This window comes from Pseudoduganella sp. LjRoot289, from assembly GCF_964252925.1.
Taxonomy (GTDB): Bacteria; Pseudomonadota; Gammaproteobacteria; order Burkholderiales; family Burkholderiaceae_D; genus Rugamonas.
In genome coordinates, this window is record NZ_CAXUPN020000002.1 from 128,791 (window position 1) to 150,057 (window position 21,267).

Genomic DNA, 21,267 nt, shown 5'->3' on the forward strand with positions numbered 1-21,267 from the left:
GCCATAAGCGCCATGGGTAGCGCGGCGGCACAAGAGACCATCGTCAAAATCGGCCATAGCGGCCCCTTGTCCGGCGCCCAGGCGTTTTCCGGCAAGGACAACGAGAACGGCGCCCGCCTCGCAGTCGAGGAACTCAACGCCAAGCCGATCACCGTCGGCGGGAAAAAGATCAAATTCGAACTGCAGTCCGAGGACGACCAGGGCGACCCGAAAGCCGGCGTGCAGGTGGCGCAGAAATTCATCGACAGCGGCATCAAATACGTGGTCGGCCCCTACAACTCCGGCGTGGCCATACCCGCCTCGCGCGCCTACAACGACGCCGGCGTCCTGTTCGCCACCGTCGCCACCAACCCGAAGATCACGCAGCAGGGCTACAAGGGCCTGTACCGCGTGAACGCCAGCGACACCCAGCTCGGCTCGAAGATGGCGATGTACGCCGCGCAGGAACTCAAGCTGAAGAACGTGGCCGTGATCGACGACCGCACCGCCTTCGGCCAGGGCGTGGCCGAGGAATTCAAGAAGCAGGCCAAGGCCTCCGGCATGACCGTGGCCGGCCACGAGTTCACCACCGACAAGGCGTTCGACTTCACCGCCATCCTGACCAAGCTGAAAGCGAAGAAGGTGGAAGCGGTCTTCTTCGGCGGCTACGCGCCGCAGGGCGCACCGATGGCGCGCCAGATGAAGCAGCTGGGCATCAATGCCAAGCTGCTGGGCGGCGACACCATCTGCACCGCCGAAATGGGCAAACTCGGCGGCGACGCCGTGGGCGACAACGTGCTGTGTTCGCAGGGCGGCGCCATCCTGGACAAGGCCGCCAGCGGTCCGGTGTTCAAGGCGGCGTTCAAGAAGCGCTACAACCGCGACGCCGACGTCTACGCGGCGTCCTACTACGACGCCACGATGATGTATGCGCAAGCGATGCAGAAGGCGAACTCGATCGATCCGGCCAAGGTCGGCGCGGTGATCTCGTCGACCGCCTACAAGGGCGTGGCCGGCACCTACGCCTTCGACGCCAAGGGCGACATGAAGGAATCGCCGGTGACGATCTTCACCTTCAAGGGCGGGCAGCCTGTGCCGGTCACCAGCTACTGAGCAGCCGCAGCAAGGGAGCCGGTGTAGGTCAAGTCCTACCGTGGATTCAGCAGAACACCGCTCCCCGCCTTCCAAAAGCCGCACTACCCTGAACGCCTACACCGCTCAGGAGACTCCCATGCGCGCGCTCGTCTACCACTCCGCCCACGACGTCCAGGTCGACACCGTCCCCGATCCCATCATCGAGGAGCCGGACGACATCATCCTGAAAATCACCGCCACCGCCATCTGCGGTTCGGACCTGCATCTCTACCGGGGCAAGGTGCCCGGCATGAAGGAAGGCGACATCATGGGTCACGAGTTCATGGGCGTGGTGGCCGAGGCCGGGCCGGCCGTGACCAGGCTGCGCAAGGGCGACCGCGTGGTGGTGCCCTTCGTCATCGCCTGCGGCAGCTGCTTCTTTTGCGACATGCATTTGTACTCCGCGTGCGAAACCACCAACCCTGACCGGGGCGCCATCATGAACAGGAAGGACTTGCGCTCCGGCGCGGCGCTGTTCGGCTTCAGCCACCTGTACGGCGGCGTGCCGGGCGGCCAGGCCGAGTACGTGCGCGTGCCCAAGGCCAACGTCGGCCCCATCAAGATCCCGGACGCGCTGGCCGACGAGAAGGTGCTCTTCCTCAGCGACATACTGCCGACAGGCTACCAGGCCGTGCTCAACGCGGGCATCACGCGCGGCGCGACGGTGGCCATTTTCGGCGCCGGGCCGGTGGGGCAGATGGCGGCGGCGTGCGCGCGCATGCTGGGCGCCGAGCGCATCTTCATGGTTGACCACCATCCCTACCGGCTCGAGTTCGCGCGCGCCACCTACGGCGTGATCCCGATCAATTTCGACGAGGTGGACGCCGCCGAAACCATCATCGAAGCGACCAGCTTCCGGGGCGTGGACGGCGTGGTCGACGCGGTGGGCTTCGAAGCGAAAGGCAGCGCGCTGGAGACGGCGCTGACCAACCTGAAGCTTGAAGGCAGCAGCGGCAAGGCGCTGCGCCAGTGCATCGCCGCCGTGCGGCGCGGCGGCACGGTCAGCGTGCCGGGCGTGTATTCCGGTTTCATCCACGGCTTCCTGTTCGGCGACATCTTCGAGAAAGGGCTCAGCGTGCGCGCCGGCCAGACCCACGTGCAGCACTACATGCCCGAGCTGCTGCGCTTTATCGAGGAGGAAAAGCTGCATCCGGAAGTGATCGTCTCGCACCGGCTGGCGCTGGAGCAGGCCGCCGAGGGCTACCGCATGTTCGACAGGAAGGAAGACAACTGCCGCAAGATCGTGCTGCGGCCCTGACGCCGGGGCCGCGCCAGGCCCTTCCAAATTTCGCCAGGTTCCGTCCCTATCGCGCGTGGCCGCGGCGGTCGTTCTGCCCGGTCAGCAAGGCGGTATAGGTCCGCACGTCGGACAGCGGCCGCGCCAGCACCGCGCAGATCAGCGGCTTGGACAAGCCGGACAATTCGGCGTAGTTGAGCGCCGTGCCGATCCCGAAGGCGGCCCGGGTCAGCAATGCGACGGAAATTTTCTCCGCCGTTGTTACATCCACGCGTCTGCTCATGTCCGCAGTCTAAAACAGCGGCGTCATCCTTGGCGCAAGATACAAATTGGCAACACTGCCAGCATGCTCCTTGTGCCCGCTGAAGAATTAGCCAACAATGGCGGCAAACCAATGGAGAGCTAATGACTATCAGGATGAAAACGGCCGCGCGAGCGGTCCGCAACGTAATACTGGCCGGCGCCGCGCTGGGCGGCAGCAACGCGTGGGCGCAGCAGCAAGGCATGCCGACGGTGGAAATCACCGGCTCGGCCATCAAGCGCCTGGAGGCGGAAACCTCGCTGCCGGTGCAGATCATCACCCGCGCCGAGATCGAAAAGGCCGGCGTCACCACGGCCGCCGAGCTGATGGCGCGCGTGTCCGCCAACGTCGGCGGGCTGACCGACGGCGCCAGCATCAACGTCGGCGGCGACCAGCGCGGTTTCAACAGCGCCAACCTGCGCGGCATCGGCACCTCCTCCACGCTGATCTTGCTGAACGGCCGCCGCATGGCCAACTTCGCCTCGCCCGGCGACGACAGCGGCGTCGACCTGAACAACATCCCCGCCGCCGCGCTGCAGCGCGTGGAAGTGCTGCTGGACGGCGCCTCCTCGCTGTACGGCACCGACGCCATCGGCGGCGTGGTCAACTTCATCACCCGCAAGGATTTCCAGGGCGTGGAACTGAACGCCTACGCCGGCAAGGCCAGGGAAGGCGGCGCCGGCAAGCGCACCGCCAGCATCAGCGCCGGCACGGGCGACCTGGCGCGCGACGGCTACAACGTGTTCGGCGTGCTCGATTACCAGCGCACCGACGCGCTCAGCACTTCGCAGCGCGGCTTCATTCCCGGCCTGCAGATCGAGCAGCGCCTCGGCCATCTGCTGTCCAGCTTCACCAGCCCGGCCAACATCCGCCTCTCGTCGGCCCAGCGCGACCACCTGCAGGACATCGGCTTCACCCTCAACGGCAAGCCCATCAACAACCGCCAGATCAACCTGTCCGTGCCGGGCTGCGCGCCGCCGGCCAATGTCTACCTGCCCAACGGCACCGGCGGCGTGGACGCCTGCACCTACAACTACATGGGCGACACCGAGCTCTATCCCAAGTCCGAAAAAGCCAGCTTCCTGACGCGCGGCGTGCTGAAACTGGACGGCGGCCACCAGCTCTACGCCGAGGCGGCGCTGAGCCGCGCGAAAACGCACTATGTCGGCTCGTCGGCACGCGTGACCGGCTTCATCGACTACCGCAAGGTGCCGCAACTGGCCAACACCGGGCTCGATCAGCTGGACGACGACGTGCCCGGCGAGCTGGTGCTGCGCATGCGATTGAACGAGGCGGGACGGCGCACCAGCGAATTGACCAGCGACGGCGTGCGCGTGGTGGCCGGCCTGACCGGCGTGGTCGGCGGCTGGGACTACGACGTGGCGCTGAACCACAGCACCAACACCGTCAAGGACAAGGACACGCACGGCTATGTGCTCTACAACGAACTGCTGGCAGGCATAGCGGATGGCCGCATCAACCCATTCGGCCCTTCCGGCGCGGCCGGCGTGGCGCTGCTCGACAGCATCCAGGTAAACGACGACGTGCGCCACGCGCGCGGCATCATGGATTCCTTCGACTTCAAGTTCTCGCGCGCGCTGATGCCCATGGCCGGCGGCAACCTGGCGCTGGCCGTGGGCGGCGAGGCGCGCCGCGAGCGCACCGACTTCACGCCGTCGGCGCTGCTGTTGAGCGACAACATCAACAACGACGCCGCGCCAGAAGGCGGCAGGGCCACCAGCGACAAGCGCAACATCGCCGCCGTGTACGGCGAAGTGCTGGTCCCCTTCAGCAAGCAGTGGGAAGCGCAGCTGTCGGCGCGCTACGACCATTACCAGGTGGTGGGCGGGTCGGCCAGTCCCAAGCTGGGACTGAGCTACCGCCCGACCGACGCGCTGCTGCTGCGCGGCTCGGCCGGACGCGGCTTCCGCGCGCCGTCGATGACGGACCTGTTCCGCCCCACCGTCTACAGCATGACGGCCACGCTGCCCGACCCGGTCTACTGCGCCGAGGTGGACAACAACTACTCGGACTGCGCCGACAACTGGGACACGCGGCGCTACAGCAACGCCAAGCTGAAGCCCGAACGCAGCCGCCAGTTCTCGCTCGGCGCCGCGTTCGCGCCCAGCCGCAGCGTCAACGTCACGCTGGACTACTGGAACATCAAGCGCACGGACCTGATCAGCGAAATCGGCGACGACATCATCCTCGGCAACCTGGCCAAGTACGGCAGCCTGGTGCACCGCGACGAGGACGGCCTGATCGAGTACATCGAACTGCGCAAGGAGAACCGCGGTGCACAGCTGGCCAAGGGCCTGGACCTGGCGCTGGACCTGCGCGGCATGGCCACGCCGGTGGGCAAATTCGGCGCCCGCCTGAACGGCACCTATGTGCTCAGCTCGAAGATCCAGAACAGCCCGGGCGACGCCTACGTCAGCAACCTGAACAAGTTCGTCACTGACAGCGTGGTGCAGCGCTGGCGCCACACGGTGAGCTTCGACTGGGAGCAAGGCGCGCTGTCGGCCAATTTGCAGAACACCTACTCCAGCGGCTACGAAGACCAGAACTCCGCCATCAACATCGATGACGGCAGCGTGGTCGCGGCCAACCGGGTGAAAACGTACTCGCTGTGGGACATGTCGGGCGCCTACGCGTTCAGCAAGGAGCTCAAACTGCGCGTGGGCGTGCAGAACCTGTTCGACAAGAGCCCGCCCTACTCGAACCAGGCCTACTACTTCATCTCCGGCTACGACCCGACCTATACCGACCCGCGCGGCCGGCGCTTCTACGCCAGCGCCAGCTACGCGTTCCGCTAGCAGCCTGACGGATTACGATCTCCGGTCCCGTTGGTGCCGGCGTTGAACGGCAAAAAACCCCAGGAGCCATCGCTGGCTCCTGGGGTTTTTCATTGAAGCAGTCCGGTATTAGAACTGGTTCATGGTGTTGTCTTTACCGGCCGCCTTCAGCGCAGCTTCGCCGCTGAAGTAGTCCTTGTGGTCGTCGCCCAGGTCCGAGCCGGACATGTTCTGGTGCTTGACGCAAGCGATGCCTTGACGGATCTCTTTGCGCTGCACGCCAGCCACGTAGCCCAGCATGCCCTGCTCGCCGAAGTAGTCCTTGGCCAGGTTGTCGGTCGACAGCGCGGCGGTGTGGTAGGTCGGCAGCGTGATCAGGTGATGGAAGATGCCGGCTTCGCGGGCCGCGTCGGCCTGGAAGGTGCGGATCTTCTCGTCGGCGGTGACCGCCAGTTCGGTGCTGTCGTACTCGACGCTCATCAGCTTGGCGCGGTCGTACGAGGAAACGTCCTTGCCGGCCGCTTTCATCGTGTCGTACACCTGTTGGCGGAAGTTCAGGGTCCAGTTGAACGACGGGCTGTTGTTGTACACCAGCTTGGCGTTCGGGATGACCTTGCGAATTTCGCTGACCATGCCGCCGATCTGCGCGATATGCGGTTTTTCGGTTTCGATCCACAGCAGGTCGGCGCCGTTCTGCAGCGAGGTGATGCAGTCGAGCACGCAGCGCGCTTCGCCGGTGCCTTCGCGGAACTGGAACAGGTTGCTCGGCAGGCGCTTGGGACGCAGCAGCTTGCCTTCGCGCTTGATGATGACGTCGCCGTTGCCCAGCGCGTCGGCCGACACTTCTTCGCAGTCGAGGAAGGAGTTGTATTTGTCGCCCAGGTCGCCCGGTTCATTGGTCACGGCGATCTGCTTGGTCAGGCCGGCGCCCAGCGAGTCGGTACGTGCGACGATGATGCCGTCGTCCACACCCAGTTCCAGGAAGGCGTAGCGGATGGCGCGGATCTTGGCGAGGAAGTCTTCGTGCGGTACGGTGACTTTGCCGTCCTGGTGGCCGCACTGCTTCTCGTCGGACACCTGGTTTTCGATCTGGATGCAGCAAGCGCCCGCTTCGATGAACTGCTTGGCCAGCAGATAGGTCGCTTCGGCGTTGCCGAAACCGGCGTCGATGTCGGCGATGATAGGCACGACGTGGGTCACGTGGCCGTCGATCTGGGCCTGGATGGCTGCCTTGGCGGCGCCGTCGGCGGCATCCAGCTGGCGGAACAGGCCGCCCAGTTCACGCGCGTCGGCCTGGCGCAGGAAGGTGTACAGCTCTTTGATCAGCGCGGAGACGGCGGTCTTCTCGTGCATCGACTGGTCCGGCAGCGGGCCGAACTCGGAACGCAGCGCGGCAACCATCCAGCCCGACAGGTAGAGGTAGCGGCGGTCGGTGTTGTTGAAGTGCTTCTTGATCGAGATCATCTTCTGCTGGCCGATGAAACCGTGCCAGCAGCCCAGCGACTGGGTGTACTTGGAGGAGTCGGCGTCGTAGTTCGCCATGTCGGCGCGCATGATCTTGGCGGTGTAGCGGGCGATGTCCAGGCCGGTCTTGAACTTGTTCTGAGCGCGCATGCGGGCAGCGGACTCCGGATTGATCGCGTTCCAGGCGCTGCCTTGCGTTTCTTTCAGGCTGGCGATGGCTTTGATGTCGTCTTGATACTGGGACATGTGACTCTCCTAAGTTGGTAAGGCAAAATTAATCGTTTCGTTTCCTTGCTGCGTCTGTTTTCGAAGCAAACTGCATGACTAAATAGTAGGCCTAACTGAGGAGCGATACAAGTCTTATATAAGACATAGGACTAATATACGACACCTTTTATTTCAATGACTTAGGCTGTGAATTCCATGATGTGGAACAAATTTTCAAAAAATGGAATGGAAGGGCCTAGAGCATTTACTCGAATTTCCCATAATACGGAAAGGCTTTTCAGCACAAGCAAAGGCGCCGGCCTGAAAAATCGCCCTGCCTCATTTTAGGGCAGTAAACGGGATAGGCCGATGTCAAAAAATAAAGTGCGGTCTTGCTTAATTTAACACGCTGCGGCGCACATCCTGGGCAACCTGCTGTCTGAAATACTCGTCCAACGCAGGAGAACCAGAACAAAAAGGGCGGCGATCGTGATCTCTTTCAAGCCGCACGACCCGCAACGCCAGCGAGGTCATTCAGACCGGATCAATTTACGATGCGTCTGAATGGCGCGCTTCATTGCCTGTGTAAGCGGGGGGGGATCGATCAGCGCACGGGCGAGACTTTCCTGATCCCGGGCTGACAGTTGGAGAGTGTCCGTCAAGGCTATCGTCTGCCTGGCTGCACTGTCCAGGGCCGCGACGACAAACTCGTCGATGGATCGGCCCTGTAGCTCGGCCGCCATCTTCAGCAATGCGTGTAGCTCCGGACTGATAGCCGCGTCGAGCCGAACCGCTGTGGTGTCGATGAGCATGGTGAATTCCTCCTGCTTCATTTTACGGCACTTCGTTCGGTGCGCCGATGACAGAACGCAAAGCGCTGCCCCGACTTTCGCCTCTCGCGAGATAGATGGCGCCAAGCTGGGCGTACATGGGGCTCAGCATGGGTTCCCGCTTTCAAGGCGGTTCGCCGATGCGAAACGACAAGCAAACTGCCGTTCCCGTGCAGACGGAAACCCATACCGCACAAGCTGTCCCAAAAATGGAAAAAGGGCTGCATGCTCGCGCATACAACCCTTTTTCTTCCTACTGGTGCGCTGGCCGGAACCCAACTACAGAGCGAAATTTCTGCCGTTTTTTTAAAAGTACCGCCAAAGATACCGCCACATCCGCCGGTGCTCCCTGCCCGGAATTTTCAGGCTGGGCGCCCACGGCGAACGCCTTGTAAATGCCGGCGGCCGGCATAGAATGAAGTTTCTCAAGTGGTGGGAATCGCTCCCGCCCCCACGCAGTCGAGCGTGGTCCCGTGCACAGAGCATGGGCGTTGCGGTCGTTACCCGCCTCCGTATCGGGCGCCAAGCGCGTCCCAGTTGTCCAGCAAATTAAGCCGTCATTGCACGGCAACGTGGCCTGAGCTTCACGCCACAGAATCGGGGAAGCATACGCTCCCGATAGCGCCAGACGGCGCACATGGCAAGGGCAAGCTCCTTGCCTGGATTGGCCCGCGAACTCCTCGTGGTTGCGGGCCGCTACAAAGCCCTGCGTTGCACTCTGCGCGACCGGCCGGCAGCACCAGCAGCGGTATCGCTGGTGGCCGGCATCGCGCACGAACCGCCAACGCAGGCGCTTCCGAATCGCCGTGACCATCGCACACCTTGCGATAGCGGCGTCACCAAAGCTGGTTGTCGCGGATGCGAGCACGCGCGTCGTTACTGGCGGCGTGCTGCCAGTGACGACGCGCCGCCGACGGCATAGCCTCAGGCGGCAAGCGGCTCACTTCCGCGTGATGGTGTTCAGTGACGGGGCCAGGCGCCCCGCATCGCAGGCAAGTCCTTGCGATGTCCTTTGCCCGCTACGGGCTGATTGGTTGAAGTTGATCCGTGCACGAGGTGCACTCCATGGACCCTGGGTGATTGGTCCCCGCTGCGGCAGTTCCCTCCGGGACCGCGCAGCGGTGCCACAAGCGAATGCGGCGCAGGCAAGCAGTATCAGAAACCGCATACACGGGAGTGGTGTCCCGAGGCCCTAGTTCAACTCGTCCTGCTGCGGCAGTACGGGAGGCCAGAAACACTTACCTGACAAACCCACACCACGCGGCATTGATGTTGAAACCAAAGATCGGAAGGAGGAACTTTGCCATGTGCGACTTGAACTACCAGCTCAAACAGCTTTGTCACCGCAACCGCGATGGCAGCTTTGCGACGCAGGCCGACCGCGAGCGTTTGTTGAACCTGTGCGCGAACGACCTGGCGGCACGCGGCTTCCAGCATATGGGCGCGGACAGCCTGAAGCCGAAGCATGTGGCGGCGCTGCTCAAGAAGTGGAAGCAGGACGGCGTAGGCACGGGGACGCTCAAGAACCGCATGAGCGCCCTGCGCTGGTGGGCCGAGAAGATCGGCAAGGACAACATCATTGCGCGCACCAACGACGCGTATGGCATCGCGGAGCGGGTGTTTGTCACCAATGTGCGAAGGCCAAGGTGCTCGATGCCGACATGCTCGCCCGCGTGACCGATCCCTATACCCGGATGTCCTTGCAGCTGCAGGCCGCGTTTGGATTGCGGCGGGAGGAAAGCATCAAGATCAAGCCTGGGTGGGCCGATTGCGGGACCTTCTTGCGCTTGCAGGATAGCTGGACCAAAGGCGGCAAGTATCGCGAGGTGCCGATTACGACTGCCCAGCAGCGGGCCGTGCTGAATGCGGCCAAGGCGCTGGCGGGAAAAGGCAGCCTGATTCCGGCGGAGATGCGCTATCGGGGCCTGTTGAACCGGTTTCGGGCACAGTGCGACAAGGCCGGCATCCATGGCGTGCATGGGCTGCGCCATGAGTATGCGCAGCGCCGGTACGCCGAGTTGACCGGCTGGCCCTGCCCGGCGAGCGGCGGGCACTCGTCCAAACAGCTGGATGCGACCAGAAAATCTGTCGATCAAGCAGTGCGGCTACAGTTGTCGGCGGAGATGGGGCATTTCCGCGAACAGGTCACTTCGATTTATTTAGGTAGATGACCTACGACTTGAAGCAGGCCCTCCTTGGCGATGCTGGCCCGACTTTTGCCCCCCAGCGGTAACAGATAAAACGACAGTCTGTTTGCGCCCCAAAGCCGACCATCGCCAATCAATTAGGCAGGCGGAAAGTCCTCGTACGATTTAGGCATGTAACCCCAAATCCGAAGAACGTCGCCGCGCACTTCAAATTCGAAACCGATTTGTTCAACGACTATCGACACTTCGTCCGTATGGTCAATGATCGAAGGCGCAAGTAGTCGGCCCTGTGCGGGAACGTCCTCCCACAAGCCGATATCAAACCACTCGACGGAGGCAAACGGAAAGGGTAAATGGTAAAACCACTCGACATCCCATGCCGAAATATGCCCTGTGACTGATTTTGATCGATACGACGGGCGCCATCCACTCAGCCGGCGGAAATGATTGATTAGCTCATCCCAACGCGTGTTGTTTGACACACATCCCAAGTTTCTAGCAGCGACAGCCGCGTCGATTTTTTTTCGTGCTGCGTCGTCGTGGGCCGTGCGTGCGCTTGGCAATTCATTCATAGGGAGCCTGATTATTGTTTGCTTACGGAAGTCCGCTGTTGGCCGCATCCGGCGGTCCGCAGTCAGGATAGCATCGCGCCCAGCGCCGCGATTATTCATCAACGGCCCTGTTTTAATTCATCCGCGGCATGGACATGCCAGCGCGCCCGGAAGTTGGTGCGGAAGCTGCAGATGCCCTAGCGTCGAGCGCGGCGCCAGGCGTGACCATGCATCCGCATGGCGGCGTGGTGGTGGGGGCCGGCAAGCCATCATTCCGCTTGGTGGGTGACAAGCTGTAAACGGATGCGCCGATCCGCTGCGGCGCCGCCACGCCCCTGCCCTGTCGCCGAAGATTGGCCCGCTGGACACGCCGTTGCGCATCGCTTGGCAGAAGCCCGGCATCCATGCCGTGTGGCGTGGTGCCTTCCGCGTGCTGGAGAAGATCGCTAGCGCCGCGCTGGACGACAAGGTGGGCGAAGTCATCAAGGCGGGCCTGATCGACCGCTACGGCCTGCCTGATGCGGTCCTGGAGCGCAATGAACAGATGCGCCTGGTGATGCAAGCTTGCCCTATTGTTGAGGCCGACCGATATTGCCCCGGTGACTCAATTTTCGGTCAGCGTCAACACCTCGGCCTCTGCGAGCGCGCGTTCAACCTCTACATTTAAGACGGTGTCGTTGATGCGCATGTCCATAAAAGCCAGCCGATCACGGGGCGTTCGGAGTCTTCAAGAACGATGGTGCGGCCGTGCACACGATAGTTGAAAGTGCGGGGCGTGCCATCGCCGTCGTGAGGCAAAAGCGCGTCGCGACCGATCGTCACCGACACTGAGGGATCGAGGTGAGCTATTGGAACGGGGCAGTGCCCGGCATGAGCCGCGCCATCAAGCGAAATGATTTGGCCTCAACAGTGTTGGGCAATACTGTCGAAAATATTTACACTCTTCTCCAGGCGTTTGCTTGCATTTTTGCAAGTCATTGATTCCATTAGCTAAACATTTACTGGCATAAATATTGCTTATAAAAAAGAATTATGATCTTTAGGAAAAATATGAAACTTTTAAGCAATGTTGCACTTTTCCTGGCTAGCGGCCTGATTTTTTCGAGCGCCCAGGCTGCTCCCATCGAGCTGCTGGTCAATGGTAATTTTGAAACTGGTAATTTGACTGGGTGGACTGCATCCAAAACCGCCGGCAGCTCACTTTGCTGCGACGGGCGCTTCACGGTAGGTACTGGCGTTTCGACTACCGGCACGGGCAGCTTAACAAAGATCGGTGGTAGTTACTCGGCATTCGGCGACTTCGATGGCGGAATTGACGGCGCTGCCTCCTCCGCGACCGACATTTTCCTCAGCCAGACATTTACCAAGACGAGCGATTTTTCTGCGGCCGATCTGTCGTTCCAATTCCAAGTGGCCAACGGCCAATATGGCTCCACCAACAATCCATCGATCTTGGCACGTACGCTGTCGATTATTTTTTCGTCCGGAGGAAGTTCCGCTACGGCGTACACCTACATCGTTCCTGATGGTGCGCTCGGCGTACACCCCCTTCAGACGGTAAGCCTGAACGTTGCTGAACTGCTCAATGCACTGCCAGACGGTGCCGTCACAATGACGATTGACCGCCGTAGTCCGCAGTACTACACGGGCCAGGGCTACTTTGTGGGCGACAATTTCTCCTTGAGGGCAACAGCTGCAGCAGCAGTTCCTGAGCCAGGCACGACGGCCCTGCTGGGACTTGGCATCCTCGGCTTCGCCGTGGCGCGCCGCCGCAAGGTAAGCGCCAAATAACTCAAGTACCGCACTCCTCAGGCCCGCCTCGTGCGGGCATTTTTTTTGCAGTTCGCTACGGTCGTTGGCGACTAGCTCGGCACTGCAAGCGCTTTAATTGAGCCCTTTGGTAAGCGCCAACACCCTATCTTGGCGGCCCTTGCCAAGGCACGGAGGGAGTACCCAGGGGGTGTCCCTATGTAGTTCGTCAAGTGTTTTTAATCTGCATAGCGCAATACAGCGTCCCGTCGCGCATCATGGCGTACAGCACATCGCAGCGCCGCCTAGCGAGCGCAATTAGCGCTTGGTTGTGCCGTTTGCCTTGGCAAATTTTGCGGGCATAGTAAGCGCGTGCAACTGGATCGCGCAGGGCCGCAAAAGCCGAAAGAAACAGCGCGCGTTTGAGCACTTTGTTTCCACGCCGGGATGGGTGCTCGCCTCGAATTGAAGAGCCGGACCGGCGCGTGACAGGTGCCAATCCCGCGTAGGCCGCTAAGTGCGCGGATGAGGCGAAAGCCTTGGCCGCGACTTCAGTCAGGAGTCGGGCTGCTGTCCTGATGCCGACTCCTGGCATGCTGCTGGTCAGGACCGAGAAGAGGGTGGGCGCGCACCAAGCCTTCAACCGCCAACGCGACTTCCTCCCGTTGGCCACGCAGTCCGGCAAGCTGATGGGCCAGGCGTGGTAGTACGACGGTGGCGGCGTTGGTTCCGGGCACCACGACAGTTTGCGCAGAAAGTGCTTGCACGATGGCGTGCGCCAGGGTTTTCCCAAGGCGCGGTGCAAGCTTGCCGAGCCGATTCGCCAGGCTCGCCTCGCTCACCGAGGCGAGCCTGGATGGAGAGGGGTATCGCTGCAGCAAATCCAGCACGGCGGGATGGTCAAGTCGAGGACCAAGCACCCGCTCCAGCGCGGGATGAATTTGCGTCAGAAGCCCGCGAATGCGGTTACTGGTCTGTGTGATTTGATCGGCCAAGTCATCATCAAACCCGCACAGCATGGTCAATTCGGCGAGTTGTTCATCGTCGAGCCGAAGCGAGCGCAGCGCATGCGGCATGGAGCGCGCCGCTTCGGCGATGATGCGGCATCCCGCGCATCGGTCTTGGCTTCGCCAGCATGCAAATCGGCAATCCGGCGCATGGCAAGGCCGGGAAGATACGCGACAAGAATGCCTTCGGATCGGGCAACCGTGACCGGTAGGGCACCGATTGTCGAGGGCTGGTCAACGACCAGCAAGAGCCGGCCATGCTTCTTGAGTTCGGAAATAAGCTCCCGAAGCCTGCCCTCATCATTAGGCAGTGCCTTGTCAAATAGGCGCTTTCCCGAACGATCAAGCGCAACCGCGTGATGCTCTCCCTTGCCAACGTCGACGCCGATAAACACGTCAATGGCATCGTCATGTTCAATCGCATCCATATGACCTCCCGCCACGATAAGTTCCAATGGCCAACGACGTATGGCGGCAGGTCTCGGCATCCACGTTACGGATGGTCTCGGTGCTTGCCCGGACCAAGTCCCTATCAGCGATCACCAGCCACCCACCAAGTCCGGTGACAACACCCCCTGTTCCAGCGCTCTGAAACGTTGCAATTTAACATATCATCAGCGGCGAGAATGGAACATACATCGACAGCGGCCAAGTGGGGGGAGTTGTGTAGTTCCGTGCGATCATGCTCCTCGTCGCAGCTGGCCTTTGTTTCGCGCTAAGGCTATGCTTGACGAGTTGATCGCGGACTTAGCGCCGCGCTCATCAAGCCACCAGAAGATCGTCCGGGAGTCATTGAGAACGCAGCGAAATTGCCCTTCACGGTCGGCGCGAGGGCACCACGCAAGTCGGCGGTGATATCGCGCTCCACCAAGTCGAGCGCCACGGCGAACCGGAAAATCTGGCCGCAGACTTGTTTGACCCGATGTGCGGACTCGACGGCACCTCGCGCTTCCATTTTCTGCACGGCGGCCAGCACGTCACGCGGCTTGATATTGGCAATGGGCTTTTTCCCGATTACGGGGAAGACATACGCAGCGATTTCCAAGTGACGAACACGGGTGAAAGCGTCGACCAGCAAAGCGCCGCCTATTCCTTGTCGCTGGCGAACGGCATCCACGGCAAACCTGCCCATACGCACGGCGGGGAGTAGCGAGACACGGCAATTTTACGGCTAGATCAATTGGCAATGAAGCAAGCGGGGTACTGCTGGCTGCAAGCGTGCGCTTGTTCTGAGCAGGACACTAATCGCATCCAATTAAATCGAATCATTGCGCGCTGTACTGACGAAAGTCGTTGGCGGATCCAGGACGCGGCAGTTGCTATTCATTTTGGCTCAGCATGGATTCCCGCTTTCGCGGGAATGACAAGCAAACTTCCGCTCCGGTGCAGATCGCAACCCATAGTTTGGCTCAGCATGGATTCCCGCTTTCGCGGGAAAGACAAGCGAACTGCCGTTCCCCTGCAGACGGGAACCCGTACAGCGCATGCTGTCTAAACGAAGATGAAGCCCTGCCTTTAGGCTCGTTATGTGCGAGGAAATGGAAAAAGGGCTGCATGCTCGCGCATACAACCCTTTTTCTTCCTACTGGTGCCGCTGGCCGGAATCGAACTGGCGACCTTCGCATTACGAATGCGCTGCTCTACCAACTGAGCTACAGCGGCGAAACTTTCTCATCCCGGTAGCGGTGTGTACCGGCTACGGCGAAGAGGATCGCATTCTATCAATATTTAGTTGTAATGCGCTAGGGCTTTTTTGAAATATTTAGTTGTAGCTTACTCCGCGTGGTAGCCCGTGACCACCGCCACCTCGTCGCGCGAGCCCAGGAACACCGGCACGCGCTGGTGCAGCTTGTGCGGCTGGATCTCCATGATGCGCTGCTTGCCGTCGGTGGCGGCGCCGCCGGCCTGCTCGACGATGAAGGCCATCGGGTTCGCTTCGTACATCAGGCGCAGCTTGCCCGGCATCGAGGTGTCGCGCGTGTCGGCCGGGTACATGAAGACGCCGCCCCGGTTCAGGATGCGGTGCACGTCGGCCACCATGGAGGCGATCCAGCGCATGTTGAAGTTCTTGCCGCGCGGGCCGGTGTCGCCCGCCAGCAGTTCGTCGACGTAGCGCGTGACCGGCGCGTGCCAGTGGCGCGCGTTGGACATGTTGATGGCGAATTCCTTGGTCGTCGCGGGAATCTGCATGTCGCGCTGGGTCAGCACCCAGGAACCCATCTCGCGGTCCAGCGTGAAGCAGTTGACGCCCTGGCCGGTGGTCAGCACCAGCTGCGTCTGCGGGCCGTAGACCGCGTAGCCTGCCGCCACTTGCTGCGCGCCCGGCTGCAGGAAGTCCTGTTCGGACGGCGTAACCATGCCTTCCGGCGCTTTCAGCACGGAGAAGATGGTGCCGATGGAGACGTTGACGTCGATGTTGGAAGAGCCGTCCAGCGGGTCGAACACCAGCAGGTATTCGCCCATCGGGTAGCGGTTCGGGATCGGGTGGATGGTTTCCATCTCTTCCGACGCCATCGCCGCCAGATGGCCGCCCCATTCGTTCGCTTCGAGCAGGATCTCGTTCGAGATCACGTCCAGCTTCTTCTGCACTTCGCCCTGGACGTTTTCCGTCTCCAGCGCGCCCAGCACGTCGCCCAAGGCGCCCTTGCCCACGCTGTGCGCGATGGTTTTGCAGGAGCGCGCGACCACTTCGATCAGCAGGCGCAGTTCGGCCGGAATGGTGTTGTGCAGGCGTTGTTCTTCGACCAGGTACTGGGTCAAGCTGATGCGTTTCATTGGTTCCCTTTGGTTAATGCAGATAATTAGCAGTCAATTTAATGCGAATAATTAGTTGGCGAGCGCTTTGCTGACGACTTCCATCACGTCGTTCGACAGCGGCGCGGCGCGCGCCACTCTTTCCAGCGCGCGGCGCATCTGCTCCTGCAGCTCGGGCGCGTAACGGCGCCAGCGGTCCATGCTGCGCGCCAGGCGCGCCGCCACCTGCGGATTGAGCGCGTCGAGCGCGATCACGTGTTCGGCCCAGAACTCGTAGGCGCTGCCGTCCCTGGCGTGGAATTGCGACGGGTTGGCGTTGCAGAAGCTGAAGATCAGGCTGCGCGCGCGGTTCGGGTTCTTCAAGGTGAAGGCCGGATGGCCCATCAGCTCGCGCACGGCGGCCACGCCTGTTTGCGGCGCGGCCGCCTGCATGGCGAACCACTTGTCGACCACCAGTGCCTCGTTGGCGAAATCGTCGTAGAAGCTTTGCAGATAGGTGCGTGCATCCTCCCCGCTGTGGATCAAGGCCACCAGCGCCGCGGCGCGGTCGGTCATGTTCGTGGCCTGCTTGAACTGCTGCTGCGCCAGCTTCAATTCGGCAGAACCCGGGTCGATCAGCAGATAGGCCAGCGCCAGGTTTTTCAGGCCGCGCTTGCCGGCCGACTGCGCGTCCGGGCTGTACGGGCCGGGCGTCTGGTTGGCCTGGTACTGCGCCAGCAGCTCGGGCGCAAGCTCGCGCGCGATGGTGCGGCGCATGAACTGGCGCGCGGCGTGGATGGCGTGCGGGTCGACCACCTCCATCTGCTCGGCGATGATGGTCTCGGACGGCAGCACCAGCGCCAGTTCGCGGAAGGCCGCGTCCAGCGTCTCGTCCACCAGCACGGCGCGCTGTGCGGCGATGAAGGTGTCGTCTAGCTCCAGCGCGGCGCCGGCGGCGACGGCCGCCGTCAGTTTCAGCAGGCGCTCCATGGCCAGGCGCTGGCCCGCTTCCCAGCGGTTCACGGCGTCGCTGTCGTAGCGGAACAGGTGCAGCAGTTCCTCGTCGGTGTACGGGTACTCCAGCACGATGGGGGCGGAGAAGTCGCGCAGGATGGACGGCACCGGTTCCTCGGCCACGCCGGTGAAGCGGAAGGTCTGCTGCGCCTCTTTCAGTTCCAGCACTGCGGTGGTGGCGCCCACCACTTCGCCGTCCAGCGCCAGCCCCATGTCCTTGCCGTCCGCGCCCAGCAGGCCGACCGCGACGGGGATGTGGAAGGGCAGCTTGCCGGTCTGGCCCGGCGTGTCCGGGCAGCGCTGGCTCAGCGTGATGTCGTAGGTCCGGGCCTGCGCGTCGTAGCGGGTGCTGGCGGTGACGATGGGCGTGCCGGCCTGGCTGTACCAGCGCTCGAACTGGCCCAGGTCGCGGCCGTTGGCGTCGGACATCGCGGCGCGGAAATCGTCGCACTCGACGGCCTGGCCGTCATGCCGCTCGAAGTACAGGTCCATGCCCTTGCGGAAGCCCTCGCGGCCCAGCAAGGTCTGGTACATGCGCACCACCTCCGCGCCCTTTTCGTACACGGTGACGGTGTAGAAGTTGTTGATCTCGACGAAGGAGTCGGGCCGCACCGGGTGCGCCATCGGGCCCGCGTCCTCCGGGAACTGGGCCTGGCGCAGGGTACGCACCTGGTCGATGCGGGTGACGGCGCGGCCGCTGGCCGTGCCTATCATGTCGGCGCTGAACTCCTGGTCGCGGAACACGGTCAGGCCTTCCTTCAGCGACAGCTGGAACCAGTCGCGGCACGTCACGCGGTTGCCGGTCCAGTTGTGGAAGTACTCGTGGCCGACCACGGCCTCGATGCCGGCGTAGTCGATGTCGGTGGCCACGCGCGCATTGGCCAGCACGAACTTGGTGTTGAAAATGTTCAGGCCCTTGTTCTCCATCGCGCCCATGTTGAAGTCGCCCACGGCGACAATCATGAAGCGGTCCAGGTCCAGCTCCAGGCCGAAACGCTCCTCGTCCCAGCGGATGGAATTCTTCAGCGACTCCATCGCGTAGTCGGTCTTGTCCAGGTTGCCCTCCTCCACCCACACCTGCAGCAGCACCTCGCGGCCCGACTTCAGGGTGTAGGTCTCCTCCTGGCACACCAGGCGCGCGGCCACCAGCGCGAACAGATAGGACGGCTTCTTGAACGGGTCTTCCCACTTGGCGTAGTGGCGGCCGTCGTCCAGGTCGCCCTGCTCGAGCAGGTTGCCGTTCGACAGCAGCACGGGGAAGCGCTGCTTGTCGGCGCGCAGCATCACCGTGTACTTGGCCATCACGTCCGGGCGGTCCGGGAAATAGGTGATGCGGCGGAAGCCCTCGGCCTCGCACTGGGTGTAGAAGCTGCCGTTCGACACGTACAGGCCCGACAGCGTGGTGTTGAGCTCGGGCGCGCACAGGGTCTCGATTTCCAGCGTCACCTCGGCCGGCGCCTTGGGGATGGTCAGCGAGTGGGAGCCCAGCAGATACTGCCCCGGCGCCAGCGTCTTGCCGTTCATGCGCAGCGCCACCAGTTCTATTTCCTCGCCGTGCAGCACGATGTCCTTGCTCTTGCTTGCCGGATTGCGGCTCAGCGTAATCCGGTTGGCCACGATGGTGCGCGCCGGATCGAGATCGAAACCGAGTTCCACGGTATGTACCAGGTAGCTGGGAGGGGTATAGTCTTTGCGGAAGATCGTCTGAGGGCTGTCGGTGCGCATGGGAATTCGATCGGACTAGGGGAAAAAAGGTATTTTACCAACACCAGGCGGGGGCGACGCGCGCTTTCGGCCCTTTCTTTTCCGCTCTCCCCGCCGCCGTAACATTCTGTAATAGTTAAGCGCAACTTTCACTGCCGCCTTACACTATTAGCATTACCATTCGTATGCCTTTTTCATTGCGGGAGAGCAATACCATGAAATCCATAGCCATACTGGTGGCGGCGGCCAGTTTGCTGCTCAGCGGTTGCGCCACCACCATCCGTAGCGACGTCACCACCTTCCAGGCCTGGCCCGCCAGCTTGCCGGAGAAGACCTATGTGTTCGACCAGGCACGCGCGCCGGACGACACGCTCGAGCTGCGCACCTACCAGGCCATGGTCGGCAACGAGCTGGCCAAGCTGGGCTTCACGCCGGCGGCCGACGCCAACAGCGCCAAGCTGAAAGTAGGCGTCTTCGTCAGCGTGGTAGACCGTCCGACCCGCGTGCTCGAGGCCACCGACCCGTTCTGGATGACCGGTTCGCCCTATTTCGGGCGCGGCTATTTCGGGCGGGGCTACTACCGCCCGTACTGGGGTTCGCGCTGGGGCGGTTTCGGCCCCTACTATGACCCCTGGTTCCACGGTCCGCTGGAAGTGCGCGAAACCATACGCCACAACTTCGAACGCCAGCTGCGCGTAGCGATCAACACCGTCACCGGGCAGAAACTGTACGACGTGACGGTGCAAAATACCAGCCGCCGCAAGTCCACCCCGGAAATCATGCCGGCGCTGGTGCAAAGCGCCTTCACCGGCTTCCCGGCGCAGAACGGGCAGGTCAGGCAGGTTGAGCTGGAACTGAAGTGAGGCGTGGTGGCGGGTTACGCGGGCCAAGCCCGCTAACCCGCCAGCCGTCAACTGAAGTAAGCCTCGGAGGCGAAGGTAATCGCCACCACCAGCAGCACAGCCAGCACCAGCACGACGAGCAGGCGCCCGAATTTAGGGGAGCCGTCGTCGTCGTTGGCCTGGTCGTCTGCGCTGTTGTTCATGGGTTTCACGGAATAAGGATGGACGAGCCGCTGGTCTTGCGCGACTCCAGATCGATGTGGGCCTGCGCCACATCGGCCAGATTATAGCGCTGCTTGACGGCGACCTGAACCTCGCCGCTGCTGACCACGCCGAACAGCGACTTGGCCATCGCCTCCAGGTTCTCACGCTTGGCGGTGTGCGCCATCAGGGTGGGACGGGTGATGTAGAGCGAACCGCGCGAAGCCAGCTCGCCCAGGTTGAACGGCGGCACCGGCCCGGACGCGTTGCCGAAACTGACCATCATGCCCAGCGGCGCCAGGCAGTCCAGCGAGCCGAAGAAGGTATCCTTGCCGATCGAATCGTAGACCACGGACACGCCCTTGCCGCCGGTGATCTCCTTCACCCGTTCGGTGAAGTTCTCCTTGTTGTAGTTGATGACATGCGCCGCGCCGTGCTCGATGGCCAGCGCCGCCTTCTCGTCCGAGCCGACGGTGCCGATCAGGTTCACACCCAGCACCTTGGCCCACTGGCAGGCGATCAGCCCGACGCCGCCGGCCGCCGCGTGGAACAGCACCGTGTCGCCCGCCTTCAACGCCACCGTGCGATGGAACAGATACTGCACCGTCAGGCCCTGCAGCATCATGGCGGCGGCGGTGTCGAAGTCGATCTTATCCGGCAGTACCAGCAACTGCTCGGACGGCATGTTGCGCACCTGCGCGTAGGCGCCGTTAGGGCGGCCCGCGTAAGCCACGCGGTCGCCCACCTTCACTTCGGTGACGCCCTCGCCGACCGCCTCCACCACGCCCGCGCCCTCCATGCCCAGGCCGGCCGGCAGCGGCTGCGGATACAGGCCGGTGCGGAAATACACGTCGATGAAATTGAGGCCGATGGCCGCGTGGCGCACGGTCGCCTCGCCGGGGCCGGGCGCGCCGACCTCCACGTCCACATACTCCATCACCTCCGGCCCGCCGGTGCGGGTCATGATAATCGCTTTGCTCATGAGGCCTCCTTTGCTTGCAATTGGGACAGAACCAGGTGCGCCGTCGACAGATTGGTGGCGCAAGCCACATTGTGCACGTCGCAGGCGCGGACCAGCGCGTTGATGTCCGGTTCGTGCGGCTGCGGCGTCATCGGGTCGCGCAGGAAGATCACCGCGTCGATGCCGCCCTCCACCAGCATGGAGCCGATCTGCAGGTCGCCGCCGAAGGGGCCGGAATGCTTGCGGTCCACCGCCAGTCCCACCTCGTTGATCAGACGGCCGCCGGTGGTGCCGGTCGCCGTCAGCGTGCAGGTTTTCAGGAAGGCCGCGTATTCGGTGGCCAGCGCGATCATGTCGTCTTTTTTCTTGTCGTGGGCGATCAGGGCGATGCGGGGTTTCATGTGGACTTTC

At 62.5% G+C, this 21,267-nt stretch carries 16 protein-coding genes, 1 tRNA gene and 2 pseudogenes; 7 read left to right on the forward strand and 12 right to left on the reverse strand.

Annotation, left to right across the window (positions count from 1 at the left end; genetic code table 11):
- The first annotated feature begins 12 nt into the window (after positions 1-12).
- Both ACSQ8Y_RS28840 and ACSQ8Y_RS28845 read left to right on the forward strand, forming a co-directional pair.
- Positions 13-1,092 (forward strand): branched-chain amino acid ABC transporter substrate-binding protein, encoded by a 1,080-nt coding sequence (locus ACSQ8Y_RS28840; RefSeq protein ID WP_436270117.1) that lies wholly within the window; start codon positions 13-15, stop codon positions 1,090-1,092.
- 118 nt (positions 1,093-1,210) lie between these two features.
- Positions 1,211-2,371, forward strand: a complete 1,161-nt coding sequence (locus tag ACSQ8Y_RS28845) for a zinc-dependent alcohol dehydrogenase (RefSeq protein ID WP_436270014.1) — start codon at positions 1,211-1,213, stop codon at positions 2,369-2,371.
- Positions 2,372-2,417: 46 nt separating this feature from the next.
- On the opposite strand, the gene ACSQ8Y_RS28850 is transcribed toward ACSQ8Y_RS28845, so the two are convergent.
- Positions 2,418-2,633: a hypothetical protein gene (locus tag ACSQ8Y_RS28850; protein ID WP_436270015.1), complete on the reverse strand. Its 216-nt coding sequence runs from the start codon at positions 2,631-2,633 to the stop codon at positions 2,418-2,420.
- 122 nt (positions 2,634-2,755) lie between these two features.
- Between ACSQ8Y_RS28850 and ACSQ8Y_RS28855 the strand changes: the two genes are divergently transcribed.
- Positions 2,756-5,467, forward strand: a complete 2,712-nt coding sequence (locus ACSQ8Y_RS28855; protein WP_436270016.1) for a TonB-dependent receptor — start codon at positions 2,756-2,758, stop codon at positions 5,465-5,467.
- A gap of 108 nt (positions 5,468-5,575) precedes the next feature.
- Here the strand turns inward: ACSQ8Y_RS28855 and ACSQ8Y_RS28860 are convergent, their stop codons facing one another.
- On the reverse strand, positions 5,576-7,156 hold the full coding sequence (locus ACSQ8Y_RS28860) for an isocitrate lyase (RefSeq protein ID WP_436270017.1): 1,581 nt from the start codon (positions 7,154-7,156) through the stop codon (positions 5,576-5,578).
- 491 nt (positions 7,157-7,647) lie between these two features.
- The gene (locus ACSQ8Y_RS28865; RefSeq protein ID WP_436270018.1) at positions 7,648-7,929 is read right to left on the reverse strand and encodes a DUF1778 domain-containing protein; all 282 of its coding nucleotides are present in this window, start codon (positions 7,927-7,929) and stop codon (positions 7,648-7,650) included.
- A 1,323-nt stretch (positions 7,930-9,252) separates the two neighbouring features.
- Between ACSQ8Y_RS28865 and ACSQ8Y_RS28870 the strand changes: the two are divergent.
- Positions 9,253-10,118 (forward strand): annotated as a pseudogene (locus tag ACSQ8Y_RS28870) (phage integrase N-terminal domain-containing protein).
- A gap of 113 nt (positions 10,119-10,231) precedes the next feature.
- Here ACSQ8Y_RS28870 and ACSQ8Y_RS28875 read toward each other — a convergent pair.
- The gene (locus tag ACSQ8Y_RS28875; protein WP_436270019.1) at positions 10,232-10,666 is read right to left on the reverse strand and encodes a DUF6678 family protein; all 435 of its coding nucleotides are present in this window, start codon (positions 10,664-10,666) and stop codon (positions 10,232-10,234) included.
- A gap of 352 nt (positions 10,667-11,018) precedes the next feature.
- On the opposite strand from ACSQ8Y_RS28875, the gene ACSQ8Y_RS28880 reads away from it, so the two are divergent.
- Both ACSQ8Y_RS28880 and ACSQ8Y_RS28885 read left to right on the forward strand, forming a co-directional pair.
- The gene (locus ACSQ8Y_RS28880; protein WP_436270020.1) at positions 11,019-11,312 is read left to right on the forward strand and encodes a hypothetical protein; all 294 of its coding nucleotides are present in this window, start codon (positions 11,019-11,021) and stop codon (positions 11,310-11,312) included.
- 383 nt (positions 11,313-11,695) lie between these two features.
- Entirely contained in the window at positions 11,696-12,436 is a 741-nt protein-coding gene (locus ACSQ8Y_RS28885) for a PEP-CTERM sorting domain-containing protein (RefSeq protein ID WP_436270021.1), read from the forward strand.
- Between the two features lie 187 nt (positions 12,437-12,623).
- On the opposite strand, the pseudogene ACSQ8Y_RS28890 reads toward ACSQ8Y_RS28885, so the two are convergent.
- The 5 genes and pseudogenes from ACSQ8Y_RS28890 to pepN form a co-directional block, all read right to left on the reverse strand.
- Positions 12,624-13,829: pseudogene (locus ACSQ8Y_RS28890) on the reverse strand (IS110 family transposase).
- Positions 13,830-14,122: 293 nt separating this feature from the next.
- The gene (locus ACSQ8Y_RS28895) at positions 14,123-14,479 is read right to left on the reverse strand and encodes a tyrosine-type recombinase/integrase (protein ID WP_436270022.1); all 357 of its coding nucleotides are present in this window, start codon (positions 14,477-14,479) and stop codon (positions 14,123-14,125) included.
- A 508-nt stretch (positions 14,480-14,987) separates the two neighbouring features.
- A tRNA-Thr gene (locus tag ACSQ8Y_RS28900) sits at positions 14,988-15,063 on the reverse strand.
- 111 nt (positions 15,064-15,174) lie between these two features.
- A complete protein-coding gene (locus ACSQ8Y_RS28905; protein WP_436270023.1) occupies positions 15,175-16,176 on the reverse strand; it encodes a class 1 fructose-bisphosphatase in 1,002 nt (333 codons plus the stop codon).
- A 51-nt stretch (positions 16,177-16,227) separates the two neighbouring features.
- A complete protein-coding gene (pepN, locus tag ACSQ8Y_RS28910; protein ID WP_436270024.1) occupies positions 16,228-18,873 on the reverse strand; it encodes an aminopeptidase N in 2,646 nt (881 codons plus the stop codon).
- A gap of 194 nt (positions 18,874-19,067) precedes the next feature.
- On the opposite strand from pepN, the gene ACSQ8Y_RS28915 reads away from it, so the two are divergent.
- Positions 19,068-19,715, forward strand: coding sequence for a DUF4136 domain-containing protein (locus ACSQ8Y_RS28915; protein ID WP_436270025.1), 648 nt, complete (start codon positions 19,068-19,070; stop codon positions 19,713-19,715).
- Between the two features lie 47 nt (positions 19,716-19,762).
- On the opposite strand, the gene ACSQ8Y_RS28920 is transcribed toward ACSQ8Y_RS28915, so the two are convergent.
- Genes ACSQ8Y_RS28920 through ACSQ8Y_RS28930 form a run of 3 tightly spaced genes read right to left on the reverse strand, consistent with a single transcriptional unit; the run spans position 19,763 to position 21,257 of the window.
- The gene (locus ACSQ8Y_RS28920; protein WP_436270026.1) at positions 19,763-19,897 is read right to left on the reverse strand and encodes a hypothetical protein; all 135 of its coding nucleotides are present in this window, start codon (positions 19,895-19,897) and stop codon (positions 19,763-19,765) included.
- Positions 19,898-19,902: 5 nt separating this feature from the next.
- The gene (locus ACSQ8Y_RS28925) at positions 19,903-20,877 is read right to left on the reverse strand and encodes a quinone oxidoreductase family protein (RefSeq protein ID WP_436270027.1); all 975 of its coding nucleotides are present in this window, start codon (positions 20,875-20,877) and stop codon (positions 19,903-19,905) included.
- Positions 20,874-21,257, reverse strand: coding sequence for a methylglyoxal synthase (locus ACSQ8Y_RS28930; RefSeq protein WP_436270028.1), 384 nt, complete (start codon positions 21,255-21,257; stop codon positions 20,874-20,876). The genes ACSQ8Y_RS28925 and ACSQ8Y_RS28930 overlap by 4 nt, the downstream gene beginning before the upstream one ends.
- Positions 21,258-21,267 lie beyond the last annotated feature (10 nt).

Coding starts and splice junctions, on each gene's coding strand:
- ACSQ8Y_RS28925 (WP_436270027.1), bottom strand. CDS start 20,877: ATGAGCAAAGCGATTATCATGACCCGCACCGGCGGGCCGGAGGTGATG.
- ACSQ8Y_RS28855 (WP_436270016.1), top strand. CDS start 2,756: ATGACTATCAGGATGAAAACGGCCGCGCGAGCGGTCCGCAACGTAATA.
- ACSQ8Y_RS28860 (WP_436270017.1), bottom strand. CDS start 7,156: ATGTCCCAGTATCAAGACGACATCAAAGCCATCGCCAGCCTGAAAGAA.
- pepN (WP_436270024.1), bottom strand. CDS start 18,873: ATGCGCACCGACAGCCCTCAGACGATCTTCCGCAAAGACTATACCCCT.
- ACSQ8Y_RS28850 (WP_436270015.1), bottom strand. CDS start 2,633: ATGAGCAGACGCGTGGATGTAACAACGGCGGAGAAAATTTCCGTCGCA.
- ACSQ8Y_RS28875 (WP_436270019.1), bottom strand. CDS start 10,666: ATGAATGAATTGCCAAGCGCACGCACGGCCCACGACGACGCAGCACGA.
- ACSQ8Y_RS28930 (WP_436270028.1), bottom strand. CDS start 21,257: ATGAAACCCCGCATCGCCCTGATCGCCCACGACAAGAAAAAAGACGAC.
- ACSQ8Y_RS28915 (WP_436270025.1), top strand. CDS start 19,068: ATGAAATCCATAGCCATACTGGTGGCGGCGGCCAGTTTGCTGCTCAGC.
- ACSQ8Y_RS28885 (WP_436270021.1), top strand. CDS start 11,696: ATGAAACTTTTAAGCAATGTTGCACTTTTCCTGGCTAGCGGCCTGATT.
- ACSQ8Y_RS28865 (WP_436270018.1), bottom strand. CDS start 7,929: ATGCTCATCGACACCACAGCGGTTCGGCTCGACGCGGCTATCAGTCCG.
- ACSQ8Y_RS28840 (WP_436270117.1), top strand. CDS start 13: ATGGGTAGCGCGGCGGCACAAGAGACCATCGTCAAAATCGGCCATAGC.
- ACSQ8Y_RS28920 (WP_436270026.1), bottom strand. CDS start 19,897: ATGAACAACAGCGCAGACGACCAGGCCAACGACGACGACGGCTCCCCT.
- ACSQ8Y_RS28905 (WP_436270023.1), bottom strand. CDS start 16,176: ATGAAACGCATCAGCTTGACCCAGTACCTGGTCGAAGAACAACGCCTG.
- ACSQ8Y_RS28845 (WP_436270014.1), top strand. CDS start 1,211: ATGCGCGCGCTCGTCTACCACTCCGCCCACGACGTCCAGGTCGACACC.